An 18215-nucleotide genomic window follows, 5' to 3' on the forward strand; every position below is an offset into this window, starting at 1 on the left:
AAATCGCCCGCTTGCCATCAGGAGTCACGGCGACTGCATTTACCGACTCGCTGTGACCTTCGAGGGTACGCAGCAGTCCGCTGCCAGGGGGAGTGATACAGGGTGTCAAAGGACGCAACCAAGGTACTGCTTTCCACAGCTTTGCTACCTCTAGTATTGCCTGAATCTCTGGTATTTCAAAGTAAAGTAAGCGCCCTAACAATTGCGCGGCTAGTTGGGTCTTATCTCGCTCCAAAATATCTGCTGACATCCACAGTACAGCTCGAATCAAGTTCACCGTTTTCACTTTTTCTGGGTTGTACCCTGGGTGACTTAATGCTTCTGAATCGTCAACCAAATTGAAGTCATCAATAAGTACCTGCACCCCAAAATCAGGATGCTGAAGTTTGGTTATCATAAAATTAAAATCAGTCAGTATTTGATAATATTTTTCTAGATTTCCATAGTTGACATAATTGAGTGGCAAGCCCAGATAAGCACTTTGACAGTAAAGTTTTTCGCCCGCAAACTTATCAGCAAATTCTCTCATCTCACGCCATCCTCTTTTCTAAATACTCAGCAATCCTTTGATTTACTTCCTTAAATATCTTCCGCTTTGAATCCATCTCCCGTTTGGCTTTCAGAAAGTCAAAGAAACTAGCATGATAGATCGTGTAGCAGGTGTCTCCGTCTACATTCTGCTTTTTCAAATACTCCACCCACTCATCTAAAACTGCTTTCACATCACATTCATCCACATCGGCAATTCCAGCAATCATCTCGCAGGGAATCGCAGTTTTGATTTCTAGTAAAATATACAAGACAATCTCCATCAATTGCCCAGGGTTAGCTTCCAACCCCATCCGCACCCAATGATTTTGATAATACTCTTGCAGCCCGTATGGCAATTGCGTTAAACTCCAGTCATTGTAATCGCCATTAGCAATTGCTGGCAAAACATAGCGCAAATACATAAAATTTTTTTCGCTCTTGTTGGCCAATTGTTCGACAAAACTTGCATCAAGAATGCCCCGCTCTTGAATCCAGTTTCTCAGTCCCTCCTTATAGTCAGAATCGGCATTTATAACAAAAATAATATACTCTTTGATATCATCTTGATTAAAATTGACATACTGGTCATCTCTCAAATCTAATTCTTTGACCGGAACTCCCGGAGATACAGACAGTCGCTTTTTACCGAGGTGATAAGGTCGCCTAGTCAGCAGGAAATAAACGTTATCTGGCAGAGTTGTCGGTAAATGTAAAAGATTTTCTCCCGGTTCTTGTTCGACTTCATCCAGTGCATCAACTGCAATTACCAAACGTTCGCCAGCAGTGAGTTTTCCCGCCACCTTTGCCAGTAACGTCGGTAAATCTGCATCTGCTGAATTTGGCAATTGATAGCGGTCAATTAATTGCTGGCGAATGCTCTTCAAAAACAATTCTGGTCTGTTGCGGCGTTCGACGAGAATATTGAAATAGCAGGGAGATTTATGTTCGGAGACGTATTTGGCAACGATCGAACTTTTGCCCATTCCCGCATCCCCGATGATTGTAAAATAACCGTGAGGATTTTCCTTGATAAAGTCCTGAAAAGCCTTAAAAACAAATCGTCGGCCGCAAAAGATTTTAATTTTTTCTGCTATAAGTGATTCAAACTCTGGCGGCAGCGAATTTTTGGCATACCAATTTTTTGGATCGACTATATCTGTCGGTTCTATTCCTAATGCTTTAGCAATATTAGTTACTGCCTCTCTTCCCACGCCATTGGGGCATTTTTTTGTACCAAGTAAGCGCTTAATTGTGTCCTCGCAAACATTAGCTTTTCTCCCTAGTTCTGCTATCGTTAGTCCAGCTTCCTGGTATGATTCTCTGAGCTGGCGTTTTCCAGTTTCACTCAATTGAACTGTATCGGATTGGCGCATAGTAATTTGTTAGGTATGGTTGTTAGTTTGTCAGTTAATTCGATAATTCGATGATCCGACAGTCCGACAGGGGTTGAAACCCCTGTCTCATAGCGAAAGTCGTCTCAAGACGACTATAAATTAGTATTTTAGTCGGTTGCAACCGACTTCTGCTATTAGCCGGGAAATGAATTTCCTGGCGGATTTCGGGGGAATGAAACAGCATTGGGGCTAGCGGGAGCGAGATTTCATTATTATTCATCCGTAACTCCGCTCGCACTCACATTCTATATTTAAATATTTGTGTCTGTCTAGGGCAGATAGGTTTTAATCTCCTGCCCTATCTGCCCCAAAAATTAGGGCATATCGCAAATTAAAACTCGCCCTATAAGCCCTAGACTCTCGCTGTTTGCTTCGGTAGAGTAATTGTAGAAACAAAAAATTATCCGTATTTAGGAGAGGAAACAGTTATGAATTTTAACTTATTCGGAGACTCGCAACCTGCTGAAGATTATAGCGAAATTAAGAACGAAATCCTGCGAGAATGGTTGCGACAAGTTCGCCAAAGCTACAATCTTGCCCTTTTTGTCACCGCCGCATCCGCAATGGTTACTTTCGGAGGTATCGGACTTCTATTTTGTGACAAAATACCAGAGGCTACTCTCACTGCTTCGGGCGGATTGTTGACAAGTTTGGGCAGCGTTGAGTTTGCCAAGCAAAAGAAGAAGGAATTGCAGCAGATGATGGATGATTTGGAAGACTAACATTGAGTTTTAGCTCCCCCACTTCTTTCCTCGTCCCCCGGCTCTGGCTCCTGTGAAGCGCACACAAGCAGCGAGGCAGAGCCTCTAGATAGTGGTTCCCAGGCAGAGCCTGGAAACCAGCTAAAAGTCCTTACTACGAACTTTTGTTCTTAGCCGCCCCAAACCTTCTTCAAAACATCTTGAGGAGAGATGTCTGCCATTTTGCCAGTAGGAGATTTAATGCCCAAAAATCGATCGCTCTTTGGCAACAATTTCGCCGGTTCAGTCGGGCCAAACAAAGCTATTGTATAAGTTTGAACCGCCACAGCTAAGTGCATCGGCGCACTGTCAGTACATATCATCAAATTAGCAGCAGCAATAGTGGCAGCCAACTTGCCGACATCATCCGGCGAGATAACTTTTACATTTGGACATGACTCGACTAACTTTTTCACGAAGTCTGCATCTTCGGGGCCTTTCACAACAACAACAGGCAAATTCGGCTGCCGCTGCTGACAATCTTCAATTATTTGCTTCCAGTTGTCTGTAGGGTAAATTTTGTCAATACCTTTAGACACAGCTAATTGACTCGAACCGCCGTGAATTAGAATGTAACCGCTTTCTTTTACGCCCAACCGCTGCTGTTCGGCTTCCGCCCACTGAATGTCCTGTTTTGGTACATTAATTGCGATCGCCGGACAAGGATTTGTAATGTTAAATCCTTGCAGCAAATCGTGGTACATTGAAGCCGCGTACTGTTCAGTTTTCAGCGGTATCGCAGCGGTGAGAAATCGAGCGCCATTGGTTCCCGAATAGCCAACTCTCTGCGGAATGCCGGTCAGCCACAGCAGCAGCCCTACAGTCCACCGCTGGCCGAGGGAAATAACTGCTTCGTATTCGCGATCGCGAATTACGCCCAGTAAATTGCCCAAATCTGCCATAGCGTTGCGGTCTTTGAAATTGTACGTCAAGACTTCTTTGACGGATTTGCAGACTCGGTAAGCACCCTTTGCCCTCGGTTCCACGATGACATCAATTTGCGCGTCGGGATAAGACTGCTTGAGGTCATCAAGAGTGGGGAAAAATAAAATTTGGTCGCCAATCCCGCCAGGGACAAGTGCTAGTATTCGCATCATAAACGATCGGGCTATTATTGATCGAGGTAGCTCTCAGAGATCGGCTCTCAACTATCAGCTTATAGTATTTCTAGACCTTAAAAGCTACTGGCTGACAGCTAAACAACTGACTCAAAAGTACAGGACGCTCTTATTATATATATCTAGTTGGGTTAAAAACGGTTAGTAAATGCACTTATTAATTCCTGCAGCAGGTTCGGGGCGACGGATGGGGAGTCAGCGGAACAAACTGCTGCTGACTTTGCTGGCAAAACCTTTGCTGAGTTGGACTTTGGCTGCTGCTGAAGCTTCGCAGCACATTAGCTGGATTGGCATCATGGGCCAGCCAGACGATTTTCCTGATTTTAAAGCAATTCTGAGCGATTTATCTTTGGTTAAGCCCGTGGAACTGATTCAAGGTGGCGCCACCCGCCAAGAGTCTGTTTACAACGGTTTGCAGGCTTTGCCGCCCAATGCCGATCGAGTGTTGATTCACGACGGCGCGAGGTGTTTGGCAACTGCTGAATTGTTCGATCGATCTGCAGAGGCCCTCTTGAGCTGTCCGGGCTTGATTGTCGCCGTCCCGGTCAAGGATACGATTAAGGTCGTAGATGAGCGTCGGATCGTGCGAGACACCCCAGACAGAAGCAATTTGTGGGCGGCCCAGACTCCCCAAGGATTTGAAGTGAAATTGTTAAAGCAGTGTCACGAAGAAGGGCGACAAAAAGGTTGGGAAGTTACAGACGATGCGGCTTTGTTTGAAAAATGCGGTTTACCAGTGCAAATTGTGGAGGGAGAAGAGACGAATTTGAAAGTCACAACGCCCGTAGATTTAGCACTAGCTGAATTTATTTTGCGACAAAGAGCAGATAAGAGCAAATAGAATTCGTTGACTCATTTTAAGAACGGGCAAGATGCCCGTTCCACAAGCAAGAATTTTGTTAATGGTGGAAGCGGCATCTTGCCTCTTTAGTTCCACAAGCAATAATTTGTTAGTTGTGGAAAAGCCATCTTGCCTGTTATTAAAAAAGCATAATACTTGCGTTGTTTGGCAGAGCCGGGGAACCAGTTACGAAGGATTAATTGCAAACTCGCCCTCACTATCAACCTCTGCAGCACTTGTAACTACATCCAAAAACGCAAACACGGCCGGGACTAACAGGGCATCCCTCAAAACAGCGACCCCAATTACCCTTTCAAAATCCGCCGGTAAACTACAAACTTTCACCGAAGGTGGTATCGGTTCTGCAGCCAAACGCGGCAGAATTGCTGCACCCAAACCTTGCATCACCATGCTGACAATAGTTGAATCTTCGCTGAGCTCGTAACCGATATTTAAGGGCAACCCCGAAGTAATCAAATATTTGCGAAGCGGTACAGAACAAGCATTTTCTGCCGGCTGCAAAATCAGCGGATAATTTGCTAATTCTTTCCAGGTAATCTTATCACTGGACAATTTGGCAGTTGGCGGCAGCAACACAACATATTTATCCCGCAAAATTTCCCTCGTTTCAAATTCATCGGAGATGGGAAGAGAGAGAAAGCCGATGTCTGCTTTGCCCGATCGCAAAGCTTCTTCCACAGCTTGGGTATAATAAACTTCGGTAATGCTGACCGCAATTTTGGGAAAGCAACTGCGAAATTTAGCAATAATACCCGGTAGGATATGAGTTGCGACACTCCGAAAAGTAACTATCCGTACCTGGCCTCCCTGCAAACCTTTTTCTAAATCCGCTTCTTTGACCATCATTTCTAAGGCGCAGGCTATTTGACGCCCGTGAAGCAGCACCCTTTCCCCCACCGGCGTCAGTTGAGCACCGTGTCTCCCCCGATGGAACAGTTGCACTCCCAATTCCGTTTCTAAAGAGGCGATGGCGTGGCTGACGGCGGATTGGGACAGTTCCAATTGCAAAGCCGCCTCGCTAAAGTTTTCACAGTCTGCTACTGCGATAAAAGCCTGAATTTGAGAGAGTTTCATCCGCCGCGTATTGATTTCGTTCATAGTGTTTGTGCCAGTAGTACCCAAATTGTCACAAGGGCTTCGATCTATCGATTTTATTCATATAACCTATGCAAGCAATGCTTTGATTGTCAATTGCCCCAGAGTTAAGGTTAATTTATCAGGTAACAGATAGACTTTTACAGGACTTGCACGACAACAATATTGTGCTGTAATTGCGATGAAAATATTGCAGTTAAAAGCTATTTTTTGTATTTTTTTTGTGCAAGTTTTGTAGGAGTTCTCACTTTAAGGTGTTGGCTATGTCTACTTACAAAAATCGGATATACTCCCGAAGACTGAGGTTTTTTTCGAGTGCCGATCGAGCTAAACCATCCGAAAAACCGAAAGGGCAATCTCTCTTTTCAGCTATAAATCAAATTGGGCAGTTTTTGCTCTACCTCATTTCTGGTGATGACGAACTGAGAATTTGGCAGGCGTGCGATCGCTATGGTAACACTTGGTGGCACGGTTGCGATCGGGCGACGGGTCGTTCTACCTGCGTGGCGACGGATGATGAAATGCGCGCTTGGATCGATCGGCGTTATTGCCAATAGTAGTGTGTGGGTTGCGTGGAAATGAAGTGACATACAGTCCTCGATTAGCAATTGCCAATTAGCAATTACCAATTACCAATTACCAATTACCCAGTAGGAGATGCTATGCTTCAAATATCTTCCGAATGTGCAGCGCCCGATCGCATTATTCTGATGGAAAACGAGGTATACAGATTGCCTCAAACTCATCAAGAAATTCAAGTTTTGTCAGGAATTGCTTGGATCACACTTGACCAACAGGACATCATCTTGCACAGTCATGAAAAAGCATCGCTTGCACCCAGCAAAAACTTTGCTGTCATATCCGCTCTCAACAATATGCCGCTGATTCTGACACTCAGGCAAGACAAAAACCCAGTTAGAACCTAGCGACTGAAAAAAAAATCGGCAGGAACACCCCAAAGAGCTCTATCTTAATAGGTATAACTTGGCTCTTGGAGGACTCGATCGGTGCACAGCCGCTCTTACCACTTCAGCTATATCACAGCTATCAGTATTGTCTTATCGCCCGCACTCAGCTTGCTGACAATTTCAGACGCTTGGGCTTATCCCCCAACCATCAATGCCAGGCGCGTCCAAGCGAGCGATTCCCTACGGGATAGCTTCGCTTCACTCGCTCAGGCAACTGACCCCAAAACGCAAGCAGACGAACTCTTTGAAACAGGAGTAAAACAGCACCGCGAGGGTTTGTTTCAAGAAGCTATCCAGACTTTTGAGCAAGTTTTGGCAATTCGCAAGCAACTAGGCGACAAACCGGGAATCGGAGAAACCCTCAATAATATGGGGGAAGTTTACGCGGAAATGGGTTCGCAGCCCAAAGCTTTGGAAGTTTTGCGCCAAGCTTTAGTCATTCACCGAGAAATCGGCGAAGGGCCTCGTATCGCGCGCACTCTCAATCTCATCGGTTTCGTCAACCGGGTTGCGGACAATTTTTCCGAAGCGATGAAACTGCACCAAGAAGCTTTGGAACTTGCCAAAACAGCCAACGACAAAATTGAAATAGCAGAGTCTTTTCACAACATTGCGGCCGTGTACGCAGAACAGGTCAATTACGCCAAGGCGATCGAATTTTACCAGCAAGCGCGCACGATTCGCACTGTTGAGGGCGATCGCCGCGATTTAGGCCGTACCCTCAATAACATGGGCGGCGTCTACTACAACATCGGCGACTTTAATAGAGCGATGGAATTTTACCACCAAGCTTTAGCAATTCGTCGGGAAATCGGAGACAGGGCTGGCGTCGGTCGCCTCCTCAACAACATGGCACTTACCTCTCGCAAACTCGGCAAAGATACTCAAGCGCTGATCTATTTTCAGCAAGCAATACCGATGTTAGAAGCAATCGGCGACAAGACAAGTATCGGACGCTTGCTCAACAACATGGGCGCAATTCATGAAAGTCTCGGTCAATCTGCTAAAGCTCTCGAATCCTACGAGGGAGCTTTAAAAATTGCTCGTGATGGCGGTGACAAAGCCGGAGAAACTACGGCGATGGAGGGCATTAAACGATTGTCTTCCGGTCAGCTTGTGCCGCAATAATAACAGTTAAGCGGTTCGGCGTCTCGGATGAAAATTGGAAGCGCTCGACTAGGGCGGCGATTTGGCAGTAATCTGTCAGTGGTTGCATCATTGGTTGCCAAAAGTACATAGCTTCAAAAGAGTAAAAAACTTCAGGGGCGCTAGAATTTTATTAACATCACGATCGAAAGATAGAAACAGTTTCTGTAGCATTTCGTCGGCCCGACTGGCCACCAAACCATTAATCTAAGTTATGTATATCCGTACCGAAAAGCCAGAAGATTTAGAAGCTGTTCGCCAAGTTAATATTGCGGCATTCGGGCGAGAAAATGAGGCAAACTTAGTCGATAGATTGCGGGGAATTTCATCTACATTTTCCTTCGTTGCCTTACCATCCGATCGCATTGTCGGACACATTTTATTCAGTCCGGTTGTCGTCGAAGGAAAATGTTCTAGCAATTTGTCGATTCTGGGGTTGGCACCAGTCGCAGTTCTTCCCGAATATCAGCGCCAAGGTATAGGAACGCTGCTGATCCAGCAAGGTTTAGAAGAGTGCAGGCGATCGGGATTTCACGCAGTGGTTGTGCTTGGTCATCCAGATTTCTATTCGCGTTTTGGGTTCATTCCTGCTAGCAGAAAGAGCTTGAAATGTGAATACGATGTGCCCGATGAAGCTTTTATGGTTTTGGAGTTAGAAAGTGGAACTTTGGAGGATTGCAGCGGAACGGTGAAGTATCGATCGGAGTTTAGTCTATGCGAGTGATATTAATTCCGCCCTTCATGGGAATTATTCATCTCTGTGCGATCTCCCTCTGCGTTCTTTGCGTTCTCTGCGGTTAAATCATTCCGATGCAACCGGAACCGATCTGACGAAGTGGCGGTTTTTATTGTGATGTATCGTAAAAAATTATAAAAATAACATTTAGTAGTCACAGTGGAAAGCGGTTGTGCTGTACTTGCCTTTGTGAACCATAAAACCTGTACAACTATTCCCCAGCAAAGTTATTTAAACGCCCCCTTTTCCCTTCTCCCCTTTTGCACCTTGCAAAGCAAAAATCGGAGTTTGAGCAGATTTCCCCTTCAGAGCAACAGATCCCAAAGCCTCGCAAATGAAGTTTAGCTCGATCGACTCACACACCCTTTCACCAATCAAAATTTGGTTTTCCCCCGCCTTGCTCATCAACCGAGCCGCCGTATTCACCGTATCGCCGAGGATATTAAACTCCCTGCGCCCTCGCGGTTCCCCAACCTCAGCAGCAAACACCGGCCCCCGGGACAGCCCAATTTGACAGCTTACTTTTACTTCTTCACCCGCGATAATTACCAGAGGTAAACCTGCAATGATATCTCGGATCGCAATCGCCGCACTAGCCGCGCGGCTGGCGTCATCCGTGTGAGCGTCGGGCACGCCAAAATAAATCAGCATATCCGAACCGTCTAAGTGCGCCGTTACTTTTTGCAACACGCCCCCTTTAGCTGAGACTACAGCATCGATCGACGCAAACACCCGAGAAAAACCCACTACCAGATTGACTTCTTCCTCCGGCGAAGCTTTGTCCACAGACTCGGGTAAACCAATCAAGTTGACAAACATCACCGTCGGTTCAGGAAAATCCGGCGGTATTTTGCGCTTATCGGCATTTTCAACCAGCAGTCTCAGGATCGTTTTGGGAATATAACTAGCAAGGGGTTCAAGCCGCTTCACAGCTTCCCCGATTTCGCTTACCAAACCCGAAACGCTGCGATCGAGCAATACCGAACTCGGCATCCGCCGCCCAGTCAAAGTGATATCATACTCTCCGAGTCGATCGTCCGTGAAATCGTCCGCCACCAAAAAATAACCCTGTTTCCCGGGTTCAAAACGAAATTGCTCTCCCAAAGACTCTCTAGCAGTTTCAGTCACACATACCCGCCCCACAGTCCCAGAACCCTCAGCTTGCTTGGCTTGCTGGACTGAATGCCCCAGCAGTACGTGAGCCATCCGCAGCGGCGTACCGATGTCAGCACTAATATAGCGGCCGCAGTGAATGCCCACCCGCATCCTCAAAGACAAAACACCCCGCGCCGTTTCAATATTGGCAAATTCCGCCATCGCCCGCTGCATCCGCAAACCCGCCCGCACCGCCCTCGCTGTATCCTCTTGGTGAATTCCTGACAGAAACTGCACCAGCATCGCATCTCCGGTAAACTCCAGCAAATCCCCGCCCGATTTGCTGACAATTTCAATCATTGAGGCAAAATAGTCGTTAATCACGCCCAGCAGCGTTTCAGCTCCCTTGCACCCCTGGGCCGCGTTCGCTTCCAACAGCGACGTAAACCCTGCCAAATCCGTGAACAGCAAGGTGCCTGTTTGCCACTGGTAGCGCACCTGGCCCGGGTTGGGCGGAGATTCCGACACGGGCCGGGGCACGTAGTCGTGGAGGATGTAGCGCAGAGTTCGCAGGTGATCGAAAACCCCCATTAGCGTTGCGGGGGACGGATCTACCCACGCAGCAGCGTACAGTTGAGCGGAAAGGAGCGATCGCAGCCGCAGCTCGAGCGCAGCTAAGGGAGGATTGTAGGTTAATCTATTAATAATTTCCACCTAGTCTATTCTTAAAAAATAAGGTAAGTTCGATCGCTCTAGAGGCAACACCAATAGCTCGACTTAATACCATTATGATAAGTTTCCAGTGAACCCATACCAACCAAACCCAGAACCCACGATAGAAACTTCCGAAAGTCACAGTTTGCTAGCTCCCGATTTGATCCGAGCTGCTCGCTCGGCCTATGGTATGTATCTAAAAGTGCATTCCGACCAGATGCAGCGTCCGGCCGGTGTAGTTGTGAGTCAAGGAAGCGATCGAGGCCAGGTAATTTTTGCTTCGCAGCCCGTTTTGTTGCCCGGTGAACGTTTTGTTACTTTTGACGAAATTGAATCTCAAATGTATTAATTGGTAATTGGGCATTGGGCATTGGGCATTGGGCATTGGGCATTGGGCATTGCGAGTTGGAAATTGACAACTAATATTTATGTTTGCTTGAACGATTGTCAAAAAATAGGTTTGTAGTGAGGACTAAAGTCCTCAGAATTTGACTCTTGACTAAAGTCCCTACTACAAACCTTATGGGTAATTGACCGAACCAAATCTAACAATTAATAAATAACCACAGTCAACAGACAACAGACAACAGTCAACTTTCAACAGACAACAGACAAATTAATGGAAATTATCTTTAATTGCCTTGTCACGGCGATCGTCTTTATTTTTGGCTCGGCTATTGGCAGTTTTCTAAATGTGGTAGTCTATCGGTTGCCTGCGGGTTTGTCGGTGATCCACCCTCCTTCTCGCTGTCCCAAATGTTTAAATCAACTCAGAAATTACGAAAATATACCCGTTTTCGGTTGGCTGTGGCTGCGGGGACGCTGCAATCACTGCCGCAGTCGGATTTCTGCCCGCTATCCGCTGGTGGAAGCAGCTACGGGTTTGCTGTTTTTGTTAATCTTCTGGCGGTTTGGCGTAACAGTGCAAACTCTTGGTTTTTGGGCTTTGTTTAGCTGGCTGTTGGCTTTGTCTTTGATTGATTGCGATACAATGACTTTGCCTAATTCTTTAACTCGATCGGGTTTGGTGGTCGGATTGGTTTTCCAAATGGCGAAAGGTTGGTGGCCGACTTTTAGTTTGATCGACTCGATACAGTATCTGGTACTCGATGGGATCGCGGGAGCAGTTGTCGGGTTGTGGCTGTTTGACGCGATTGGACTCGCCGGGACGATCGGACTGGGGCAGAATGCTATGGGGGCCGGAGATACCAAATTGGCCGCCTTGATGGGAGCTTGGCTGGGCTGGAAATACTTGCTGCTAGCGGGATTCATCGCCTGTTTAGCCGGGGCTTTTGCCGGTGGCGGGGCGATCGCCCTCGGCTTGCTCGATCGGCGTCAACCCATGCCTTTCGGTCCTTTTCTGGCTCTCGGTGCAGCAATTACTGCTCTGTGGGGCGAAGCGATCTTATCTACTTACTTGCAGTTGTTTTTCCCGAATTTTAGTTTCTGATCAGCAGGTAGTCAGGCGCGATCGAACATACTATTGTCTCAAAAATTGGTAAAATTGTTCCGTGTCTTGGATTACACTTACAACTACTAGCTTTCGTTGGGAAGCGGAATTAATGCAGCAGCTCCTAGCTGCTCATGAAATCCCGGCCCGGATTGTAGATTTGGGCATAGCATCTTATTTGGGGGCTGGAAGTGCTACAGCCCTGCAAGTTCTTCCAGAACACCAGCGAACTGCATCGCTCCTCATCAGTCCCGTTGAAGATGAGTCTGAATCTGGTGATTAGTCATTAGTCATTAGTCATTAGTCACTGAACAACTAACAATTGACAACTAGCAACTAACAACTAACAATTACTAATTACCAATTACCAATTACCAATTACCAATTACCAAGTTTTAATGTCTCTATTTGATTGGTTTGCAAATCGACGAAAATCAGTACCGAACTCCCAAGAACGGCCGGAACGAGAAATTGCGGACGGACTTTGGAATAAATGCGAAGCTTGCGGTGCCCTCAGTTATACCAAAGACCTGCGAGCAAATCAAATGGTTTGCTTGGAATGCGGGCATCATATCAGAGTTTACAGTGACGATCGCATCGAGCAGTTGATCGATCCCAATACCTGGGTACCCCTTAACGAAGGACTGCACGCCACCGATCCCCTGAAATTTCGCGATCGAAAAAAATATAGCGATCGACTCCGAGAATTTCAAGAAAAAACAGGCCACCTAGACGCCGTAGAAACAGGCATCGGCAAACTAGAAAATTTGCCAGTCGCCCTCGGAGTCATGGAATTTCAGTTCATCGGCGGCAGCATGGGCTCAGTTGTCGGAGAAAAGCTAACTCGCCTCATCGAACACGCCACGCGGGAACGCTTGTCCGTGATCATTGTTTGCGCTTCCGGTGGTGCAAGAATGCAAGAAGGAATGCTCAGCTTGATGCAAATGGCTAAAATTTCCGGGGCTCTGGAACGCCACCGGGAAGCCAGACTGCTTTACATCCCGATTTTGACCCACCCGACCACCGGCGGCGTCACCGCCAGTTTTGCCATGCTGGGAGACATTATAATTGCAGAGCCAAAAGCTACTGTGGCCTTTACGGGCGGCCGGGTAATCGAGCAAACTCTGCGGGAAAAGCTGCCGGAAAATTATCAAACTTCCGAATACTCCTTCGCCCACGGTTTTGTAGACTTGATTGTACCTCGGACTCAATTAAAGAAAACTCTCGGTCAGCTCATCAGCCTCCACCAGCCACAGCCTTTCTTGGCAGACTCGGAATTCCCCGCCCTCAATGGCAGCGACAACCACGCTTTGCCTCCGCAGACTCATGCTTTCAAACTTTCTCCCTAAGCTGCCGCGCCGGAGGATTGTCTGTTGGTGAGTGCGGGGCACAGAGGGAAATTTCTGAGGAATGGCGAAAAACCCGGCTTCTACCAAAAATATTGAGTTTGTTAACGAGACGTTCACGCAGACACCGGGTTTTGAGCCCCATCCGCGCAACTCCTATTGGTAATAACGACGCAGCAGTGGGATGATATTGATCGGAAGTTGATTGGCCCTGGAGTTTGGCTGGGCAAAAATGCCTAGTCGCAGTTAGCGGTTAGTTAGCTTGCGATAGATCAAACAAAATCTCAGAACAAACTAACAAAACAAGCTAACAGCGCTTTCTAAAATTGTCCGGCTTTCAGTTAATAGCCGTCAACTCAATTTTGACCTGTCAGCGACCTAAAAATTATGGGTTTTGCAGACCTGTCCATCGCAGAAATAGCAGAGGACTTCAACGTCCCTGTTGAAGACGTGATCCGCTTGTGCGATGAGTTGGAAATTGCCTACAAGCACCCTCAAACCCGTTTGGCTTTAGAGGATGTTAAGGCAATTATGTCCACTCTCGAAAAAAGGCGCGACTCAAAACTTCTTGCAGATTAGCTCGCAAAATTCCTCTACCTTTAAAGGTATAGCTGCACAAACTTTCGCCAGTTGTTGCAGAATCAGGGAATTTTGAACACACATCTGTTTGCCAGGTACGATCTCTTAGCGTTCAATAATTTGCCGGATTTTTTTAAGGAGAACCATGCTTAAAAGATATTTCATTGCTCTGACCGCTGTATTCTTGAGCTTTCAGTTATTTGTCAGCAGTGCGATGGCTGTCGAACTGAGTCCTGAACTTCGCACTGTGACTTTGAATGACAAGGGTGCTCCAGTAGTGCTGAGCCTCAAACAAGTTCAGCAAGGCAAACGCCTGTTTAATTCGGCTTGCGCTCAATGTCACGCTGCCGGCATGACAAAAACTGACCCGAACGTGAATTTGAGCCCGGAAACTCTGGCTTTGGCCAACCCGCCCCGGAATAATATTGAGTCGCTGGTGGACTTTATGAAAAATCCCACCACTTATGACGGGTTTGAGGAAATTTCGGAACTGCATCCGAGCATGAAGAGTGCGGATATTTTCGCTGAGATGAGAAATCTCTCGGATGACGATTTGTACGCGATTGCCGGTCACATTCTGTTGCAGCCGAAAATTGTCTCCAAGCAGTGGGCTGGTGGCAAAGGCGCTCGCTAATCGATTTTAGATTTTAGATTTTAGATTTTGGATTTTGGATTGGGAGAGGGCTGAAGTTCGGCAAGAATTGCTGGCTCGTCGTTTTTCGCTCTAAAATCTGAAATCTAAAATTTACCTCCAGCTCATTGATTATCGCAAAAGGTTGTAGTCCCTCATGCTGCGTCGTGGTGCTTTTGTCTGCTTTCTGTTGGGGATGTTAATTATTTTGCCGCTCGTGCTGTTGGCTCCTCAACCTGTTTTGGCTGCTGCCGATTCTTACGTGAATAGGTATTTACAAGCCAGCGAACCTGTGGCTCTGGAGTTGGACTCTGAGGGACATACTCGCTTGTTTTCGGCTCAGGATTTGTCTGCAGGCAAGGTATTGTTCGAGCAAAGTTGCCTCAATTGTCACGTCGGAGGAGCTAATTTGCCCGATCCGACGATATCTCTGTCTTTGGCTGACCTCAAAGGGGCAACGCCTCCCCGCAACAACATCAATAGTCTGGTGGCGTATCTGAGAGAACCGATGACTTATGACGGTACTGAGGAGACTTTTTGGTGCCGCCAAGTGCCGGAAAGCTGGATGCCACAGACTGAGATTGAAAATTTAGCGGCTTTTGTGATCCGGGCTGCTCAGAAAGCTCCGGGCTGGGGCGTGGAGAATTTTGAGAGTTGAACTGCCACTGCCAAAAAGTGGTAAATTACTCGGAAGAAGGCGATACGAATGCGCGATCGCGCCTGTTTTAACAGGTAAAATATCTAAAGAATCACCCTTTGCGTGTCCATTAGAGGAGAACTGCGTTGAAAAGACTCTTATCGATCGCCCTGTTAGCGATCGCAATTTTTACCGTCGGCTTTGGCCGCCCTGCTTTGGCAGGAGATGCCGCTAACGGAGCTAAAATCTTTAGCTCGAACTGTGCTGCTTGTCACATCGGTGGCGGCAACGTGGTTATGGCCATGAAAACCTTGAAAAAGGAAGCTCTTGAGAAGTACGGTATGAATTCTCTCGAAGCTATTACCACTCAGGTAACTAAGGGCAAAAATGCTATGCCTGCTTTTGGCGCCAAGTTGAAGCCCCAACAAATTGAGGATGTAGCAACCTACGTGCTCCAACAATCTGAGAAAGACTGGAAAGGCTAAACTGCCTCTTTGAAGTCGGGCAGCCTGGGCGGGTTTGATTTAATTTAAAACTTGTCCTCCCGATCGCACCCTCTCTCACCCTTTGGCGAATAAATATCGGTTTGCAGCGATCTTAACCTATTTGGGAAAGCGCGCCAGAAATCTAATTTTTATGAGCTCAAGGGTGAGGGAGGGTAATTTTATTTTAGATTTTAGATTTTAGATTTTAAATTGAAGATTGAAGATTTTAGATTGAAGATTTTAGATTGCTAAATGCTGACTTTGTATAAACTGTCAAGCACCTTATATTAAGATTTATGTATGAAGGCGGGTCATAAATTGGGGTTGTGTGCTAGGATATAAACCCTTTACTAGCAAAGCCTTGAAATCCAAATTAAAGTCGATCGGGGATCTGGAATCTACACCTGCCATGAACGTAAAAACATCAGCAAAAGTTAAAACTCAAGTTAAAACTCTCGGAGACGCTGCATCTGGGGCGATTGAGAAATATTTCCACAAAAGTGTAGCGCACGAGGCTGAAGTTATCAAAGACAAAGACGCGGAAGAACTTCATCAAATGCGCGTGGGATTGAGACGTTTGCGATCGGCTGTGACTGGTTTTGCTCCGGTTTTAGACTTGCCAAAAGAGGCTTCGGAAGGCAAAATTGGTAAGGTGGGGCGGATTCTGGGAACGCTCAGGGATTTGGATGTGATGCTCGAAAGTCTCCAAAACCGCTATTACCCGAATTTGCCGACTGAAGAACAGGAAGTTTTGGATAAGGCTTTGTTGAATTTGCTCAAACAGCGCCACCGGGCTTTGAAAGGGGTGAGGGCGATTTTAGAGCACAAAAGCTACGAATCGCTGAAGCAGTCGATCGAGGATTGGCTGGAAAAACCGAAGCTTCAGGCGATCGAACATTTGCCAATTGCTGAGGTTTTGCCAGATTTACTGTTACCTCAAGTTAGTGAGTTTTTCCTGCATCCGGCTTGGCTGTTGGGTACGGAATATGAGGATGGCAAAGTTAAAGTTGCTGATGATTTGAATGCTGAGGCTGTCGAAGAGAAGTTAGCAGCCGAGGGAACTATTCTGCACGATTTGCGGAAGCAAGCTAAGCGAGTTCGCTATTTGATGAATCTGTTTGGGGATTTTTACAGCGAGACTTACGAAGTTTATGTCGAAGATGTAAAAGCTATTCAGGAATGTTTGGGCGATATTCAAGACAGTGAAGTTTTAGGCGAGTTTCTGACAGAGTTTGTCGATCGCGATCTGAAAAAAGAGTTGCCGAAGTTGGCTGGTTTGTTGGCCGAAAATCGCTATGCAGCTTGGCAAAAATGGCAGATTTTGCAGCGCCGGTATTTGAGTTCGGAAATTCGGCAAGGTTTTCGATCTGCTTTAATTCATCCTGTGGTTGAAGATGCTGCTAAGCTCGATTAGCCGTAACTATAACGCGCCAATCCGCGATTTATAAAAGGAGTCGCGGATTTAAAGTGCGATCGCGCCTTGGGAAGGAAAAGGGCGAGCGCTTTTGAGTATGACGTAAAATAAAGGGCGAGCGCGTTTTTTACCATAGCAAATCAAGACTGCAACCACTTCATCAACTTATCTGTCGCAGTGCCGATAGACTGTCCCATCTGTTTCTTCAACCGCCACCGCCCAAAGGCTTTTTCGTAATCTTCTCCTTCAGTTTGATAAACCTTCCAAGCATTCAGCGACAATCCCAATCCCCAGGTTAGTAAAATGAAAAGCGACCAAGAAAGCTCGTGCGCTGCTGCTAGATTAAACAAAACTAGAAAAGTATTGATAATGCCGTACTTGGTCACATTTTTCTGCAATTTGCGACGACGGTAAGTGTTAAAAACCTGTTTTTCTTGAAATTCCCCTCTCGTTGCTAACCATTGCTGTTCCGCCGCCAGAATATCCTGCTCGGAAATGCCCAATTCCGCTGCAATCTCGAAAAGCTGCACTCTGGATAATTCCCCTTCATCCTGTCGGCGTGCGATCGCAAGCTGTAAAATACCCTGAGCATCCTCGGAACCGTAAATGTGATTTATTTGACTTTCATTTGTGGCCATAACAGGTTTCCTATAATTCCTGACATCCTTTCTATGATAGATATAGACGCAGTTAAACGACAGGTAGTGACATTGGCGGATTTCAACACCCGGACATTTGAGTGAGCGAGGCTCTTGACTATGGGAGGAGAAATCGAAGAAGCGATATATTACCTCAAATTGCAACTAATTAATTTCCCGAAATTTGACTAAGTTTGCTATCTCGTTTCAACATAAATTGATAAAATATCCCAAACAAAATCACCGCAATCATTCCCACGACTAAAGAACCTTCACCCTCATGCCAATATTTAAACAAATCTAGGCGATTAGATGCAACTAGCAAAGCCATTCCTGCCACCCTAAAAGCATTAATAATAAAACCAAAAATGACAGCGACACCTATTACCAAAGCCTTATTTTGTTTAGTAGGAAACATCACCAAACAAACGACAGCCAAACCTAATAAGTAATTCATTGCCTCTATACCCGAACAACCCCCATTTACCAACAGCCTTCCTGTCGGTAAAGCAACATAATTACCGTCACTTGTTACATCAAAACCGACATACCACAAAGACTGTAGTTTAGACTAACTAAAGATGAGAACGGTGGCCCAAGAAAAACTAGAGCCACCGTTAAGGAGAGAATGAGGGT

Annotated in this window: 21 protein-coding genes and 1 pseudogene; 15 read left to right on the forward strand and 7 right to left on the reverse strand. The window is 46.4% G+C overall.

Annotation, left to right across the window (positions count from 1 at the left end; translation table 11 throughout):
* Positions 1-529: pseudogene (locus tag QUA71_RS21415) on the reverse strand (hypothetical protein); the annotation flags it as partial.
* Between the two features lies 1 nt (position 530).
* Positions 531-1904, reverse strand: a complete 1374-nt coding sequence (locus QUA71_RS21420) for a transcriptional regulator (protein WP_333288062.1) — start codon at positions 1902-1904, stop codon at positions 531-533.
* A gap of 449 nt (positions 1905-2353) precedes the next feature.
* Between QUA71_RS21420 and QUA71_RS21425 the strand changes: the two genes are divergently transcribed.
* Positions 2354-2647, forward strand: a complete 294-nt coding sequence (locus tag QUA71_RS21425; RefSeq protein WP_333288064.1) for a TRADD-N-associated membrane domain-containing protein — start codon at positions 2354-2356, stop codon at positions 2645-2647.
* A gap of 149 nt (positions 2648-2796) precedes the next feature.
* On the opposite strand, the gene QUA71_RS21430 is transcribed toward QUA71_RS21425, so the two are convergent.
* On the reverse strand, positions 2797-3759 hold the full coding sequence (locus QUA71_RS21430; protein ID WP_333288094.1) for a glycosyltransferase family 9 protein: 963 nt from the start codon (positions 3757-3759) through the stop codon (positions 2797-2799).
* Positions 3760-3931: 172 nt separating this feature from the next.
* Between QUA71_RS21430 and ispD the strand changes: the two genes are divergently transcribed.
* Positions 3932-4624, forward strand: coding sequence for a 2-C-methyl-D-erythritol 4-phosphate cytidylyltransferase (ispD, locus tag QUA71_RS21435; RefSeq protein WP_333288066.1), 693 nt, complete (start codon positions 3932-3934; stop codon positions 4622-4624).
* 186 nt (positions 4625-4810) lie between these two features.
* On the opposite strand, the gene QUA71_RS21440 is transcribed toward ispD, so the two are convergent.
* On the reverse strand, positions 4811-5743 hold the full coding sequence (locus QUA71_RS21440) for a LysR family transcriptional regulator (RefSeq protein ID WP_333288068.1): 933 nt from the start codon (positions 5741-5743) through the stop codon (positions 4811-4813).
* A 260-nt stretch (positions 5744-6003) separates the two neighbouring features.
* Here QUA71_RS21440 and QUA71_RS21445 point away from each other — a divergent pair, with 260 nt between their 5' ends.
* The 4 genes from QUA71_RS21445 (at position 6004) to QUA71_RS21460 (ending at position 8578) form a co-directional block, all read left to right on the forward strand.
* Positions 6004-6297 (forward strand): hypothetical protein, encoded by a 294-nt coding sequence (locus QUA71_RS21445; protein WP_333288070.1) that lies wholly within the window; start codon positions 6004-6006, stop codon positions 6295-6297.
* A gap of 105 nt (positions 6298-6402) precedes the next feature.
* Entirely contained in the window at positions 6403-6666 is a 264-nt protein-coding gene (locus QUA71_RS21450; protein ID WP_333288072.1) for a hypothetical protein, read from the forward strand.
* 81 nt (positions 6667-6747) lie between these two features.
* A complete protein-coding gene (locus QUA71_RS21455) occupies positions 6748-7836 on the forward strand; it encodes a tetratricopeptide repeat protein (RefSeq protein WP_333288074.1) in 1089 nt (362 codons plus the stop codon).
* 232 nt (positions 7837-8068) lie between these two features.
* On the forward strand, positions 8069-8578 hold the full coding sequence (locus tag QUA71_RS21460; protein ID WP_333288075.1) for an N-acetyltransferase: 510 nt from the start codon (positions 8069-8071) through the stop codon (positions 8576-8578).
* A gap of 243 nt (positions 8579-8821) precedes the next feature.
* Here the strand turns inward: QUA71_RS21460 and QUA71_RS21465 are convergent, their stop codons facing one another.
* On the reverse strand, positions 8822-10399 hold the full coding sequence (locus tag QUA71_RS21465; protein ID WP_333288077.1) for an adenylate/guanylate cyclase domain-containing protein: 1578 nt from the start codon (positions 10397-10399) through the stop codon (positions 8822-8824).
* Positions 10400-10487: 88 nt separating this feature from the next.
* On the opposite strand from QUA71_RS21465, the gene QUA71_RS21470 reads away from it, so the two are divergent.
* The 9 genes from QUA71_RS21470 to QUA71_RS21510 all read left to right on the forward strand — a co-directional run bounded on the left by QUA71_RS21470 (position 10488) and on the right by QUA71_RS21510 (position 16941).
* Positions 10488-10748, forward strand: a complete 261-nt coding sequence (locus QUA71_RS21470) for a hypothetical protein (protein ID WP_333288079.1) — start codon at positions 10488-10490, stop codon at positions 10746-10748.
* 270 nt (positions 10749-11018) lie between these two features.
* Positions 11019-11849 (forward strand): prepilin peptidase, encoded by an 831-nt coding sequence (locus QUA71_RS21475; protein ID WP_333288081.1) that lies wholly within the window; start codon positions 11019-11021, stop codon positions 11847-11849.
* Between the two features lie 61 nt (positions 11850-11910).
* Complete coding sequence (locus tag QUA71_RS21480) at positions 11911-12132, forward strand: DUF2007 domain-containing protein (RefSeq protein ID WP_242719282.1); 222 nt, start codon at positions 11911-11913, stop codon at positions 12130-12132.
* A 115-nt stretch (positions 12133-12247) separates the two neighbouring features.
* The gene (accD, locus tag QUA71_RS21485; protein WP_333215229.1) at positions 12248-13198 is read left to right on the forward strand and encodes an acetyl-CoA carboxylase, carboxyltransferase subunit beta; all 951 of its coding nucleotides are present in this window, start codon (positions 12248-12250) and stop codon (positions 13196-13198) included.
* A gap of 384 nt (positions 13199-13582) precedes the next feature.
* A complete protein-coding gene (locus QUA71_RS21490; RefSeq protein WP_006633443.1) occupies positions 13583-13774 on the forward strand; it encodes a hypothetical protein in 192 nt (63 codons plus the stop codon).
* A gap of 145 nt (positions 13775-13919) precedes the next feature.
* Complete coding sequence (psbV, locus tag QUA71_RS21495) at positions 13920-14408, forward strand: photosystem II cytochrome c-550 (protein WP_333035576.1); 489 nt, start codon at positions 13920-13922, stop codon at positions 14406-14408.
* Between the two features lie 154 nt (positions 14409-14562).
* The gene (gene psbV2, locus QUA71_RS21500) at positions 14563-15063 is read left to right on the forward strand and encodes a photosystem II cytochrome PsbV2 (protein WP_333288084.1); all 501 of its coding nucleotides are present in this window, start codon (positions 14563-14565) and stop codon (positions 15061-15063) included.
* 125 nt (positions 15064-15188) lie between these two features.
* Positions 15189-15527, forward strand: a complete 339-nt coding sequence (gene petJ, locus QUA71_RS21505) for a cytochrome c6 PetJ (protein WP_190663567.1) — start codon at positions 15189-15191, stop codon at positions 15525-15527.
* Between the two features lie 409 nt (positions 15528-15936).
* Complete coding sequence (locus tag QUA71_RS21510; RefSeq protein WP_333288088.1) at positions 15937-16941, forward strand: CHAD domain-containing protein; 1005 nt, start codon at positions 15937-15939, stop codon at positions 16939-16941.
* A gap of 140 nt (positions 16942-17081) precedes the next feature.
* Here QUA71_RS21510 and QUA71_RS21515 read toward each other — a convergent pair whose 3' ends face one another.
* Positions 17082-17579, reverse strand: a complete 498-nt coding sequence (locus QUA71_RS21515; protein WP_333288090.1) for a 2TM domain-containing protein — start codon at positions 17577-17579, stop codon at positions 17082-17084.
* Between the two features lie 169 nt (positions 17580-17748).
* Positions 17749-18135, reverse strand: coding sequence for an archaeosortase/exosortase family protein (locus tag QUA71_RS21520; protein ID WP_333288092.1), 387 nt, complete (start codon positions 18133-18135; stop codon positions 17749-17751).
* Positions 18136-18215: the final 80 nt, after the last annotated feature.

Source organism: Microcoleus sp. MON1_C5, from assembly GCF_036701875.1.
Lineage (GTDB): Bacteria > Cyanobacteriota > Cyanobacteriia > Cyanobacteriales > Microcoleaceae > Microcoleus.